Origin of the sequence: Kribbella sp. NPDC026596 (assembly GCF_040638415.1) — a bacterium.
Taxonomy (GTDB): Bacteria; Actinomycetota; Actinomycetes; order Propionibacteriales; family Kribbellaceae; genus Kribbella.
The window spans coordinates 13,766-25,590 of record NZ_JBEZYF010000070.1 but is presented as its reverse complement, the minus strand read 5'-3'; the positions used below and the strand labels follow the sequence as shown (position 1 = coordinate 25,590).

At 69.2% G+C, this 11,825-nt stretch carries 11 protein-coding genes; 5 read left to right on the top strand and 6 right to left on the bottom strand.

Going from position 1 to position 11,825, the window contains the following annotated elements; genetic code table 11:
• Positions 1–39: 39 nt before the first annotated feature.
• Complete coding sequence (locus tag AB0E63_RS37830; RefSeq protein ID WP_360377023.1) at positions 40–1,566, top strand: FAD-dependent oxidoreductase; 1,527 nt, start codon at positions 40–42, stop codon at positions 1,564–1,566.
• Here the strand turns inward: AB0E63_RS37830 and AB0E63_RS37825 are convergent.
• Entirely contained in the window at positions 1,541–2,557 is a 1,017-nt protein-coding gene (locus AB0E63_RS37825; RefSeq protein WP_360377021.1) for a LacI family DNA-binding transcriptional regulator, read from the bottom strand. The genes AB0E63_RS37830 and AB0E63_RS37825 overlap by 26 nt on opposite strands.
• 106 nt (positions 2,558–2,663) lie before the next feature.
• Here AB0E63_RS37825 and AB0E63_RS37820 point away from each other — a divergent pair, with 106 nt between their 5' ends.
• Both AB0E63_RS37820 and AB0E63_RS37815 read left to right on the top strand, forming a co-directional pair.
• Positions 2,664–3,788: a phytanoyl-CoA dioxygenase family protein gene (locus tag AB0E63_RS37820; RefSeq protein ID WP_360377019.1), complete on the top strand. Its 1,125-nt coding sequence runs from the start codon at positions 2,664–2,666 to the stop codon at positions 3,786–3,788.
• A 187-nt stretch (positions 3,789–3,975) separates the two neighbouring features.
• A complete protein-coding gene (locus AB0E63_RS37815; protein WP_360377016.1) occupies positions 3,976–4,977 on the top strand; it encodes a Gfo/Idh/MocA family oxidoreductase in 1,002 nt (333 codons plus the stop codon).
• Here AB0E63_RS37815 and AB0E63_RS37810 read toward each other — a convergent pair.
• The gene (locus AB0E63_RS37810; protein ID WP_360377014.1) at positions 4,974–5,567 is read right to left on the bottom strand and encodes a histidine phosphatase family protein; all 594 of its coding nucleotides are present in this window, start codon (positions 5,565–5,567) and stop codon (positions 4,974–4,976) included. The genes AB0E63_RS37815 and AB0E63_RS37810 overlap by 4 nt on opposite strands.
• Positions 5,568–5,591: 24 nt before the next feature.
• The gene (locus AB0E63_RS37805; RefSeq protein WP_360377011.1) at positions 5,592–6,284 is read right to left on the bottom strand and encodes a hypothetical protein; all 693 of its coding nucleotides are present in this window, start codon (positions 6,282–6,284) and stop codon (positions 5,592–5,594) included.
• A 65-nt stretch (positions 6,285–6,349) separates the two neighbouring features.
• Between AB0E63_RS37805 and AB0E63_RS37800 the strand changes: the two genes are divergently transcribed.
• Positions 6,350–7,249 carry a LysR family transcriptional regulator gene (locus AB0E63_RS37800; RefSeq protein WP_360377008.1) on the top strand — a complete coding sequence of 300 codons (900 nt, stop codon included), beginning with the start codon at positions 6,350–6,352 and terminating at the stop codon, positions 7,247–7,249.
• On the opposite strand, the gene AB0E63_RS37795 is transcribed toward AB0E63_RS37800, so the two are convergent.
• The 3 genes from AB0E63_RS37795 to AB0E63_RS37785 all read right to left on the bottom strand — a co-directional run bounded on the left by AB0E63_RS37795 (position 7,235) and on the right by AB0E63_RS37785 (position 10,487).
• Positions 7,235–8,146, bottom strand: a complete 912-nt coding sequence (locus tag AB0E63_RS37795; protein ID WP_360377006.1) for a hypothetical protein — start codon at positions 8,144–8,146, stop codon at positions 7,235–7,237. The genes AB0E63_RS37800 and AB0E63_RS37795 overlap by 15 nt on opposite strands.
• 148 nt (positions 8,147–8,294) lie before the next feature.
• Positions 8,295–9,290 carry a sugar phosphate isomerase/epimerase gene (locus tag AB0E63_RS37790; protein ID WP_360377004.1) on the bottom strand — a complete coding sequence of 332 codons (996 nt, stop codon included), beginning with the start codon at positions 9,288–9,290 and terminating at the stop codon, positions 8,295–8,297.
• A gap of 18 nt (positions 9,291–9,308) precedes the next feature.
• The gene (locus AB0E63_RS37785) at positions 9,309–10,487 is read right to left on the bottom strand and encodes a Gfo/Idh/MocA family oxidoreductase (RefSeq protein ID WP_360377001.1); all 1,179 of its coding nucleotides are present in this window, start codon (positions 10,485–10,487) and stop codon (positions 9,309–9,311) included.
• 108 nt (positions 10,488–10,595) lie between these two features.
• On the opposite strand from AB0E63_RS37785, the gene AB0E63_RS37780 reads away from it, so the two are divergent.
• Positions 10,596–11,627, top strand: a complete 1,032-nt coding sequence (locus AB0E63_RS37780; protein ID WP_360376999.1) for a LacI family DNA-binding transcriptional regulator — start codon at positions 10,596–10,598, stop codon at positions 11,625–11,627.
• The last annotated feature ends 198 nt before the right edge of the window (positions 11,628–11,825 follow it).

The following is an 11,825-nucleotide window of genomic DNA, read 5'->3' as shown; positions in this document are numbered from 1 at the left end:
CCATACTGCTGGTACTTGCGCTCTTCTTAGAGTGCATGAGTGATCGATATCTGTGTCTACGGAGGAACGCCCGCGGGCTGCGTCGCCGCGATGACGGCACACCAGGAGGGTGCGTCCGTGATCCTCATCGAGCCCGGTCGCTGGCTCGGCGGGATGCTGAGTGCGGGGATCAAGCCGGCGCAGGACTGCCCTGTCCCCGCAGCCGTCGGCGGCCTCACGCGCGACGTGGTCTTCGGCTTCGGGGACAACCCGTACGACGTCATGCGCGCCTTTCACGACTGGATCGCCAAAGCCGGCATCGAGGTGATCTTCGAGCGCCGCGTTCGCTCGGTGACCCGAGAGGGCAACCGCATCACCGACCTTCACCTGGAGACGTCGTCGCCGGACCAATGGGGCGTCCCGCTACCGGCCGCGGAATCGGTGCCCGACGGTGAGGTGCGAGCGAGAGTCTTCATCGACGCGTCCTACGAGGGCGACCTGATGGCGAAGGCCGGTGTCCCCTACCGCACCGGACGCGAGTCACGCGACGCCTTCGGTGAAGAGGTCGCCGGCGTCTGCCCGGTCACGAACTGGACGCCGATCGACCCGTACGTCGTACCCGGTGACAGCACCAGCGGACTGCTCCCACTGGTCGAGCGAGACCACGGTCTGCCGGTCGGTGCGGCCGATGACTACACCCAGGCTTACAACTACCGCTTCTACGTGACCACCGACGCGGAGCGCCGTGCTGAGCTCACGGCCCCCGACGACTACTCACCAGATGACTACGAGCTGGTCCGGCGGTACGTCGAACACCTCGACCTCGAGGGTCTCCGGGGCATCTTCCCCGGCTGGCTCAACTCTGGCGAGTACAACTACCAGCGTGCGTCTCTGGTGACCAACGCTCCGCTCGGAGTGAGCCGCGAGTACCAGGACGGCGACTGGGACGATCGCTCGCGGATCTGGCGCCATCACCTCGACTATCTGCGCGGACTCCACCACTTCCTCTCCACCGACCCCGCCGTACCTGCGGAGTTCCGTGCCGAGACGGCGGCATACGGGCTGGATGCGAGCGTCTTCCCGGACACCGACGGCTGGCCGCCGCAGCTGTACGTGCGGGTGTCACGGCGACTGGAGGGCCGCTACACAATCACGCATGCGGACGTGATCAACCAGACCGACCCGACCGACAGCATCGGCCTCGCACTGTTCGGTGTGGACATCTATCCGGTACGGCGGATCCCGCATCGGAACGCGTCGGGGCAGCTGGGGGTCGCGACCGAGGGCGACATGTTCATCGGCGGGCACCTTGGCACCGGTCGGCCGTATCCCGTTCCCTACCGGGCGATCACGCCGAAGCAGGAAGACTGCGGCAACCTGCTCGTACCTGTGTGTCTGTCCGCGACGCACGTCGGCTATGCGGCCACCCGGATGGAGCCTGTCTTCTGTGTGCTCGCCGAGTCGGCCGCTGTCGCCGCAGTGCAGTCGCTTCGCTCGCAGATCGACGTACAGGAGGTGGATGGGGCGGAGTTGCAGCAGCGGACCGTCGAGCGCGGTCAGGTCATCCGGGCAGGTTGTACGGCGTGATCGGGTGCAGGTTGCTGGGCGTCGTACGGACCGCTGGGAGCAACTGGTGAGCCTGCAGGACGTGCTGGCAAGCGTGGTGGAGATCGGTCGGGAGGTCGTGGTGCAGGACGACGGACAGGGCGCCGGAGCGGAGTAGCGCGACGTTGTCGGCGTCGAGGTCGTGGGCGACGAAGCAGCGGTACGTGCGGTTGAGATCAGTGAATGCTTGAACGATGGCACTGTTGCCGCCACCGATGGAGTAGACCGCGTTGATGGCCGGGTCCGCGGTCAGTGCGGCCAAGGCTTGCCCGTGCATGGTCGTGTCGAGCCCGTCCGTCTCGGCCAGCTCGACAACCGACCGGTCCGGTGACAGCCGGCGCAGCGTGGACCGGAAGCCCATCTCACGTTCCTCCTCACCCCGGAACGAACCACGGCTCAGCGTGACGAGCACGTTGCCGGGCTCGGTGCCCAGCCATTGCGTGAGGAAGTACGCCGCGGTCGCGCCGGCGGAGCGGTTGTCGATCCCGACGTACGCGAGGCGCCGGCTGGTGGGCAGATCGGTGACGAGAGTGACGACGGGGATGCCGGCGGCGACCAGGCGGTCGACGGCCTCGATCACCTCGGGTCCGTCCGGCGCTTTGAGGATGACGCCCTGCGAGCCGCGCTTGCGCAGCTTGTCCAGGGTCGCGGTGACGTCGGCGGCGGAGGCGGTCTCGCTCAGGTCGAACCGAGCTCTGATCACTGCCGGACGCAGACCGGGCAGGGCCGCCTCGAGGGCGGTGCGGACCGCTTGGGAGAAGCGGCTGGGGGCCTGCATGACCAGGTCGATCACCAGCGTGCGCCCGCCGAGCCGGATCTGGGTCGCCTGCCGGTCCAGGTCGTGCACCGCCTGGTCGACCTGACGGCGGGCGCGGGCACTCACGCCGGCGCGGTCGTTCAGCACCCGGTCCACGGTCGTCTCGCTCAGCCCGGCCTGGACCGCGATGTCGCGGACCCTGTGCTCGCGTGCCATCGCCCCTGCCTTGTCTGGAATGACGGGTTTTTGGTGGATTCAGGGGATTCCAAACCCACCAGGAAACCCCCACGCTAGAACAACTAGGCAGAGAGGAGCCACCCCCATGTGGTTGACAACGTCCGACGTCCGGCTCGAGGACCTGCTGACCGTGCTCAAGCAGCAGACCGACCCCGCGGACTACCCGCACGCCGAGCGGATCGAGCAGCAGGTGCCCGTGTACGACGCTGCGCGGCTGCGGAGCGCGGATCCCCGGGCCGTGCAGGCCGAGTTCGTCACCGCGTTCGCCGACGGGCCCGGGATCGTCGTCCTGAAGGGGGCCTTCGGCAACGAGGTGGTCGATGCGACGACGACCGAGTTCAACTGGCTGATCGACGAGCAGCGCCGATCCGGTACCGCGGCCGGCGACCACTTCGCCAAGCCGGGTGCGAACGACCGAGTCTGGAACGCCCTCGAGAAGCTGGCGGTCGGTGCGCCCGAGGTGTTCGCGGCGTACTACGGCAACGACCTGCTCGCGCTCGTCGCGTCCGCTTGGCTAGGTCCGGCGTACCAGGTCACGTCGCAGGTGAACGTGGTGAACCCGGGTGGCGACGGGCAGACGGTCCATCGCGACTACCACCTCGGATTCCAGTCCGACGACGTGGCGGCGCAGTACCCGGCTCACGTGCACCGGTTGTCGCCCGTACTGACGTTGCAGGGGGCGGTCGCGCACTGTGACATGCCGGTGGAGTCGGGGCCGACGCTGTACCTGCCGCACTCGCAGAAGTACGAGCTCGGGTATCTGGCGTACCGGCGGCCCGAGTACTCGTCGTACTTCGTGGAGAACCATGTGCAGCTGCCGTTGGAGAAGGGCGACGCGGTGTTCTTCAACCCGGCGCTGTTCCATGCGGCCGGCAGCAACCACTCGGCCGAGATCAAGCGGATGGCCAACCTGCTGCAGATCTCGTCCGCCTTCGGCCGTGCGATGGAGAGCGTCGACCGGGCCAGGATGATCGACGCCGTCTACCCCGTCCTGCTCCGCTTGTCGGATCGTGCGATTGTCGACAACGTCATCGCGGCCACGGCCGAGGGGTACGCCTTCCCCACCAACCTCGACCGCGACCAGCCCATCGGCGGCCTCGCACCGCAGTCCCAGGCCGACCTTGTCCGTACGGCGTTCGCCGAAGCCTGGCCCGCCGACCGGTTGCGGGAGGCCCTCACCGACCACGCCACCCGCCGCCACACTCAGTGAGTGCCCACGGCAAGGACGTGAACGTTGGGTGAACCCGGTCCGGATCTCGGGCAGGTGGTGTTCGGGCGGGGTGATCGTCAGGCAGGATGGCACGTTCGCCAGGTCGGAGTAGGGCTACCCTTACCTGCGCGCCAATCGAGGACCCCGCCGGACGCCGCCCGTACGGCCGACCATCGAAGGAGAAGGCATGGAACCGCTGCGTATCGGGATTCTCGGGGCTGCCCGGATCGCCGACCGGGCGATCGTGGCCCCGGCCAGGACGACCGGCGCCCGGCTGGTCGCGGTGGCGGCCCGGGACTCCGGCCGAGCCGAGGCATTCGCGGCGGAACACCAGGTCGAACGGGTGCACGCGTCGTACCAGGACGTGCTGGACGATCCCGAGGTCGAGGCGATCTACAACCCGCTGGCCAACGGCCTGCACGGGCCGTGGAACCTGCGCGCCATTGCCGCGGGCAAGCATGTGCTGACCGAGAAGCCGTCGGCCAGCAACGCCACTGAGGCAGTGCAGGTGCGCGACGCCGCCCTCGAACGCGGCGTGGTCTTCATGGAGGCCTTCCACTACGCGTACCACCCGGTGATGCGCCGCCTGCAGGAGCTGCTGGCCAAGGGCGAGCTCGGCGACCTGCAGCACGTCGAGGCCACCATGGTGATGCCTCCGCCGCCGGACCAGGACCCGCGCTGGTCGCTACCGCTCGCCGGCGGCGCCGTCATGGACGTCGGCTGCTACGCCATCCACGCGCAGCGGATGTTCGCGCCGTACGCCGGTGGTGCACCGAAGCTCATCAGCGCCCGCGCCGGCGAACGCAAGCGACTGCCAGGCGTCGACGAGTGGCTGAACGCGGACCTCGAGTTCCCCAGCGGTGCGAGCGGTGCCGTCCGCACGAGCATGGCCGCCGAGAACGTCGAGTTCAGCCTGAAGGTCGTCGGCACCCGAGGCGAAGCCTTCGCCCCCTTCTTCGTCCTCCCCCACAACGACGACCGCGTCATAGTCACCACCAAAGAGGACACCTGGGTCGAACACCTGGGCACCCGAACCTCCTACACCTACCAACTAGAGGCCTTCACAGCGGCGGTCCGCAACCGCGCCCCGGTACTCACCGACGCCCAGGACGCGCTGGCGACGATGGAGCTCATCGACGCCTGTTACCAGGCCGCCGGCCTCCAGCCCCGACCGGTCTCCGAGATCTAGGCGGGCCACGCCGGGCAGCGCCAGCTGTAGCCGTCCCACTCGACGAGAAAGGGCTCCGCGTGGGGTAGCGGTGCTCCCCACACGGTCGCGCCGAGGTCGCAGAGCTGATCGAGCGCGAGGGTGAGGCTGGCGACATGTCCGACTACCAGCACGGTCTCGTCCGTGTGCCGTTCGGTGATCTGCTGAAAGGCTGCCGCCATGCGCTTCAGGACCTCGTGGCCGCTTTCGCCGTCCGCGACCCGCTGACCGAGGTCGCGCTCGACGATCCAGGAGCGCAGCACCTCAGCGGCACGCCCGCGGACGACCGGATCACTGCTTCCTTCGTGCCTGCCGACGCCACCCTCCACCAGCTCCGGCACGGCCTGGACCTCGACGCCGGACGCGACGGCGAACGGCTGTGCGGTCTGTCGAGCGCGTACGGCGGTGCTCGAGTAGACCCCGCTGATCGACTCACCCGCGAGGCTCCTGGCTGCGATCAGGGCTTGCTCATGGCCGCGTTCGGTCATGGGCTCACTCGGCACTGCGCCGGCCATCCGCTTGATGACGTTCTCCGACTCGCCGTGCCGTAGGCACCACACTCGAACACTCACACGCCCAAGCATTGCTCACCGCCCTTACTGACTGGCTGCGCGGGCGAAGGCTTGGATCAGGGCGTGGGGGCGGGTGCCGTCGCCGGCTAGTTCCGGCTGGAAGAGGGTGGCCAGGTAGAACGGGTGGTCGGGGAGTTCCGCGATGCGGGGGTCGCCGGCGTCGTCGTACCCGCTGAAGACCATGCCGTGCTCGCGGAGCAGATCCATCCGGCCGCTGTCCAGGCCGTAGGAGCAGTGGTACCGCTCCACGGTCCGCTCGACGCCGAGCAACTCGGCGGCGCGGGTCCCCGGGGTCACCTGGATCGGCGCCTCGTGATCTACCAGTGAGCACGCGAGCGGGACGATGAGCAGGTCGTCGGACTTCGGATTGTTCTCACCGTGCTGCACGCCGGCCGCGCCACACACGGTACGGGCGAATTCGAGCATCGCGTGCTGGAAGCCGGCGCAGGTACCGAGGAACGGGATCCCGTTCTCCCGCGCGATCCGAACCGCGGTCAGCGCGCCGTCCTCGTCCTGGTACGGGCTCCCGGGCAGCAGCCAGATCCCGTCGAACTCCTTCAGTGCCTCGTCTGCCTCGCCGGTCGGCACCCAGTACACGTCGAGATCGAGCTGGTCGCGATCCCGTAGCCGGTCGAGCAGACCGGGCACCCGGGTGTGCGAGCGAACGTGCGGCGAGCGGTCAGCGACCAGGGCGATGCGTCCGGAGTATGCGTTCATGGCACTCATCCTGTGCGCTCGACCATCATCAGTGCCAACGATGATCTCTGCACAGTCGATAAGCGATGCTGATCGACGTGGATCCTCACCTGCTGCGGACTTTCGTCGCGGTCGCCGAGTGCGGTTCGTTCTCCGCCGCCGCGGCCCGCCTCGGCTACACCCAGTCGGCCGTCTCCCAACACATCGCCGCCCTCGAACACGACCTCGGTACGCCGCTTCTCCACCGCCGACCCGTGGTCCCGACCCCGTCCGGCGAGCGCCTCCTCGAACACGCCGGTCCCATCCTTCTCCGCTTGGACGCCGCCCGGGCCGACGTCCGCCGTACCATCGCCGACCCACCCGGCGCGCTCACCATCGCCGCCTCCCCCTTGGCCGCGGGCCACCTGGCCATCGCGTTGCGCGAGGTGCGTCGCTCCCGGCCAGGAACCGAGGTCGCGCTGACGGTCTGCGGCCGCGCGGCGGTCACCGAAGGCGTCGCGGCCGGCGAGTTCGACCTCGGCCTGGTCGACGGCATCGCGGCCCCCAGTGATCCACTCCGCTTGTCCGACGCCGGATCGCTCCGCACCACGGCCGTCGCCCACGAGCCGCTGGTACTGGCGCTCCCGAAAGACCACCCGCTGGCCCGCCGCCGCGGCCTCGCCCTTCACGACCTGGCCAACGCCCGCTGGATCGACGCGCCCGACCTCGCCGCGCCGCTGTCCACCCTGCGCACCGCGGCCGGGTCCGACGCCTTCCGTCCCGCCCTCACCTACACCGGCACCGACCTCCACAGCCTGCTGACCCTGGTTGCCGCCGGCCACGGCTTGGCCGTCCTCCCCCAGTCAGCCGCCTCTGCCGGCCCCGCCGCCGTACCTGTCACCACGCCGCGGCTCGTCCACCGGATCGAGCTCCTGCACGGTCACCTCACGGAGCCGGCCGCCACCGCGCTGGCGTCCGTACTCTCGGGCGAGTCAGACGACGAGTAGTTGCTCGAGGCCAGCACGTGTCATCGGCCGGTCGAGAAGGCCGACGGCCTCCCGCTCGAGGAACCCGGCGCGCTCCGGATCGTTCGGATCATCCGGATCGATCGCCTCGCAGATCGCGTTGTAGGTCCAGTTGAGCCAAGCGGTCACGGCGACGCCGAACGAGCTCAGGTCGAGCTTCGGCCACTCCGCGACGTCGAGATAGCCTTCGCGGAACGCCGCAACCGCCTTCGGGTTGATCGACGGCCGCATGGTCCAGTGCGTCAGCGCGATGCCGACTTCCAGTTCGGCGGTGAGCGACCCGGCGAAGTCCCACTCCATCACGACGAGCTCGCCGTGACGGCCTAGCCGGACGTGCGACGGGATGCAGTTCTGGTTGCAGAGGATGAGCTTGGCAGACGCGATGTCTGCTTCGATCCCGTGCAGATCGAGGAGAGCCGGAAGCAACGCGTCGAGCTGCTCGGCCCACGGTTTGCCGGCCGCACGAGCTCTGTCGCGCAGCAGATACCAATCGGCCTCGGGACGGCGCCAGATCACGTACGGGTTGATCGGCGTCTCGCTCGGGATGGCCAGCGCATGCAGCGTCCCGTACGTCGTACCCGCCCAGCACCGCCCCATCGGCGTGAACGAAACCGGCCTCGCCGGCTCGCTCAGCGAGCCCAACCCGAACACACCGGCCAGCTCCTCAGCCAGCCCATCAGGAGCAGTCGGCGTCTCCGCGGCCCGCCGCTCGACCTCAGCCTTCAGCGCCGGCCAATCGCGCTCGCCATACTCGGCAGCCAAGGCCCGCTGCGCGTCCGCCAACGACGCGTCGGGATTGGATTCGCGCAGTACGCCCAGCAGATCCTTGGCCTCTTTGCGCAGGTACTCGATACTCGGTCGATCCGGCAGCAGTCTCACAACGCGTCCTCTCGCACCCGGACTCGCACAGGCCACAAGAGAGCGTTACCCACCGCGCTCGACCAAGGAACCGTGAGGTGGCTTCCAGCCTTCCGGCGAGTCTCGACGCGTCCTCACAACGCCCTCCAGAAGCTACCCCACGGCGCGGTCAGACGGAAGCGGCGGCTGTGAGGAGCGTCTTGGCGGCGTACTCGATGCCCTCCAGTTGGCCGAGCTCCTGGTCCTCGTGCTCGATGTTGACGGCCATGTCCGGGTCGATCCGCTTGATCGCGGCCAGGAAGTCGGTCCAGAACGCCACGTCGTGGCCGCGGCCGACGGCGACGAAGTCCCAGGACGAGTTCTCCGGCCACCGGCTCAACGTGTCCTTGCCACCTAGACCGATTGCACCGGGATCGGTGGGCAGCACCCGCCCGAACCGGTCGTCGAGTACGCCGTTGATCTTGGCGGCCTCGTTGATCCGGGTGTCCTTCGCGGCCGCGTTGTAGACGAGCCCGCCGAGGCTGTCCAGCGCCGCGACCGGGTCGATGCCCTGCCAGAACAGGTGGCTCGGGTCCATCTCCGCACCGACGTGGGTGGCGTTGATCTCCTCGGCCAGCCGCACCATCGTGGCCGGGTTGTAGACCAGGTTGTGCGGGTGCATCTCGATGGCGATCTTCACGTCGGCGTCGGCGGCGCGGGCCTGGATGTCCTTCCAGTACGGGATCGCCACCTCGTTCCACTGGTAGTCGCGGGCGTCCAGGTACACGCTGACCCAGGGCAGGACCGTCCACGACGGCGCCGTACCACCGGCGTGCGCCTCCGGCAGGCCGGACATCGTGACGACCCGCTTGACGCCGAGCAAGGCGGCCAGCTCGATCGCGTCGATGACGTCCTGCCCGTGCTTGCGCCGTACCTCGGGATCGGGGTGCAGTGGGTTGCCGTTGCAGTTCAGCGCGGTGAGCGCGATCCCGGCGGCGTCGAACTGGGCCAGATACTCATCGCGCGCGTCCTGGCTGGCGCGGATGTCGTCGATCGGCAGGTGCGGCGCGGGCAGGAAACCGCCCGAGTTGATCTCCGCACTGTCCAGGCCGAGACCGCTCAGCGTCTTCAGCGCGTCGGCGAGGGGTACGTCGTGCAGGCAAGCGGTGTAGGCACCGAGCTTCATGGTGATGGTCCTTCCAGGTCAGTCGATGGTGACGGCAGCGCCGCCGGATTGGGCCGAGGAGACGACTGCGCCGAGCAGCCGCAGGTTGCGCAGACCGTCCTCGAAGGTCGGGCAGGGCAGCAGACCGTCGACGCCGGCCACCTGGCCGAGGAAAGCCCTGGCCTGGAAGGCGAACAGGTCGTTCTGCCCGTGGCCGACACCGGGGAAGTCCATCGGCAGACCGCCGGTGATGTAGGGGTGCTCCGGTCCGACCAGCACCTGGCGGTACCCGCTGGTGGCGTGCGGCGCAGTGCCGTCGACGAAGCCGAACTCTGACGCCCGGGCGAGGTCGAACGTGGCCGCGCCCTGCTCGGCGAAGACCTCGAACCCGAGCCCGTTCGGATGTCCGTACGCCGTCCGCGAGGCCGACAACGTCGCGGTGGCACCGGACGCGAACCGCGCGGTGAAGCTGACCAGGTCCTCGTTCTCCACCGGCTCGGTCTCCTCGCTGATCTCCGCCAGCGCGTGCCCGACCACCGCACCCACCGGCAGGTGCCGCTCGGTGATGTACGTCGCCAGCACCGCGCCACTCACCGACTCGATCGGTCCGCACAGGAACTCGGCCAGATCGACCAGGTGCGCACCGATGTCGGCGAGCGCGCCTGATCCCGGACCACCCTGGTACCGCCAGCTCATCGGCCCCAACGGGTCACAGCCGTAGTCGCACCAGTAGTGCCCGTCCAGGTGCACCGGCCGGCCGATCGTCCCGGACTCGAGCTGCGCACGGATCGCGTTGATCGCCGGCGACCGGCGGAACGTGAACCCGGTCGCCGTCTGCCGGCCCGAAGCCCGGGCCGCGGCCACCATCGCGGCCGCGTCCTCGACACTCGGCGCCAGCGGCTTCTCACACAGCACGTGCTTGCCCGCGGCGAGCAAACCCTCGACGATCTCGCGGTGCAGCGGGTTGGCGACCACCACGCTGACCACGTCGATGTCGGGTGCGTCGGCGATCGCCTGCCAACTGGTCTCGGCCCGCTGGTACCCGAACCGGTCGGCGGACTCCTTGGCGACCGCGGCGTTCACGTCACCGACGGCGACGAACCGCACCTCGGGCAGCCCGGCACCATGGATCGCGGTCGCGGACCGGTATCCGGCCAGGTGGGCGCGACCGGCCATCCCCGCACCGATCACCGCCACTCCGATGCTCGAAGATGACATGGCTACTCCTCGGATTCCCTGCAATAGTTGAACTTCAAGCGCTTTAAGACTCTTGTACTATGATTGTCCTGACAAACCACTGTCAAGGGCTCGAAACCGGGAGATTCCGTGCGCGATCGAGGTACGACGAGCAGACGTCCGCGGCTCGAGGACGTCGCAGCCGCGATCGGGATGTCGCCGTCCTCGGTGTCATTGGCGCTCAGCGACCGGCCGGGACCCAGCGAGGGCACCCGGCGCCGGGTGCGTGAAGCTGCCGACCGGCTCGGCTACCGTCCCGACCGGACCGCGAGCCTGCTGGCGCGCCGCCGTACGCGGCTGCTCGGCGTCCTGCTCGACATCCGGAACCCGTTCCACGCCGAGCTGGTCGAGGACCTCCACCATGCCAGCGCGGGCCGTGGCTACGAGTTGGTGCTCAGCACCGTCACCGCGCATCGGGACGAGCGACGCGCGGTCGAGACGCTGCTCGACTTCCGCTGTGAGGCCCTCGTTCTGCTCGGCCCGACCGGACCGATCCCCCAGCACGATCTGCCGGTCGTCGCGATCGGTAAGCACACAGGCACCGACATCGACGTGGTCCGGGCCGCGGACGACCTCGGCGTGGCACAGGCGGTCGAACATCTGGTGGAGCTCGGCCACCGCGACATCACTTTCATCGACGGCGGCAAGGGACCGATCGCGTCCCTGCGGCGGCGTGGCTATCGGACGGCGATGCGCCGGCACGGCCTGGCGGACTCGCTACGGATCGTCCCAGGCGGCCACGACGAACTCGCCGGCGCGCAGGCCGGTCGCGCGCTGCTCGACTCGACCGCCGGCTCGCCCGCGGGCGGCCCGCGGCGCACCGGACAACTGCCGAGCGCCGTGGTCGCGTCCAACGACATGTGCGCCGTCGGACTGCAGGACGCGTTCACGCGCGCCGGCGTCCGGGTGCCGGACGACGTCTCGCTCGTCGGGTACGACAACAGCACCCTGGCCCGGCTGGCGCACATCGACCTGACCTCGGTCGATCAGGACGCCACCCAGCTGGCCAAGCACGCGGTCGAGGCGGCAGCCGACCGTCTGGAGAACGGCCGCACCACCGCCGAGGAGTTCGTTCTCACCCCCCACCTCGTCATCCGAGGCAGCACCGCCCCTCCGGGCTAACCAGCTGACGTGTAGGTGCAAGCCCGCCACGGCGTATGCCGGTTCCGATGCCGGCGGTGTGGGTCGGCCCACGCCGTCGGTCTCCGAGCCGGCGAGTGGCTCCCCGACCGGGGCCGGGGAGCTCAGCCCTCGGCCCGGCCGGGGAGTTCGCGACGTGCGGCTATTTCCGCGCCTGCTTGGTGGGCGGGATGGTCCCGC

What these genes read in the sequence shown, in the direction of transcription:
- AB0E63_RS37815 (WP_360377016.1), top strand. Translation starts at nt 3,976, where the DNA reads ATGGAACCGCTGCGTATCGGGATTCTCGGGGCTGCCCGGATCGCCGAC.
- AB0E63_RS37805 (WP_360377011.1), bottom strand. Translation starts at nt 6,284, where the DNA reads ATGAACGCATACTCCGGACGCATCGCCCTGGTCGCTGACCGCTCGCCG.
- AB0E63_RS37785 (WP_360377001.1), bottom strand. Translation starts at nt 10,487, where the DNA reads ATGTCATCTTCGAGCATCGGAGTGGCGGTGATCGGTGCGGGGATGGCC.
- AB0E63_RS37820 (WP_360377019.1), top strand. Translation starts at nt 2,664, where the DNA reads ATGTGGTTGACAACGTCCGACGTCCGGCTCGAGGACCTGCTGACCGTG.
- AB0E63_RS37790 (WP_360377004.1), bottom strand. Translation starts at nt 9,290, where the DNA reads ATGAAGCTCGGTGCCTACACCGCTTGCCTGCACGACGTACCCCTCGCC.
- AB0E63_RS37800 (WP_360377008.1), top strand. Translation starts at nt 6,350, where the DNA reads ATGCTGATCGACGTGGATCCTCACCTGCTGCGGACTTTCGTCGCGGTC.
- AB0E63_RS37825 (WP_360377021.1), bottom strand. Translation starts at nt 2,557, where the DNA reads ATGGCACGCGAGCACAGGGTCCGCGACATCGCGGTCCAGGCCGGGCTG.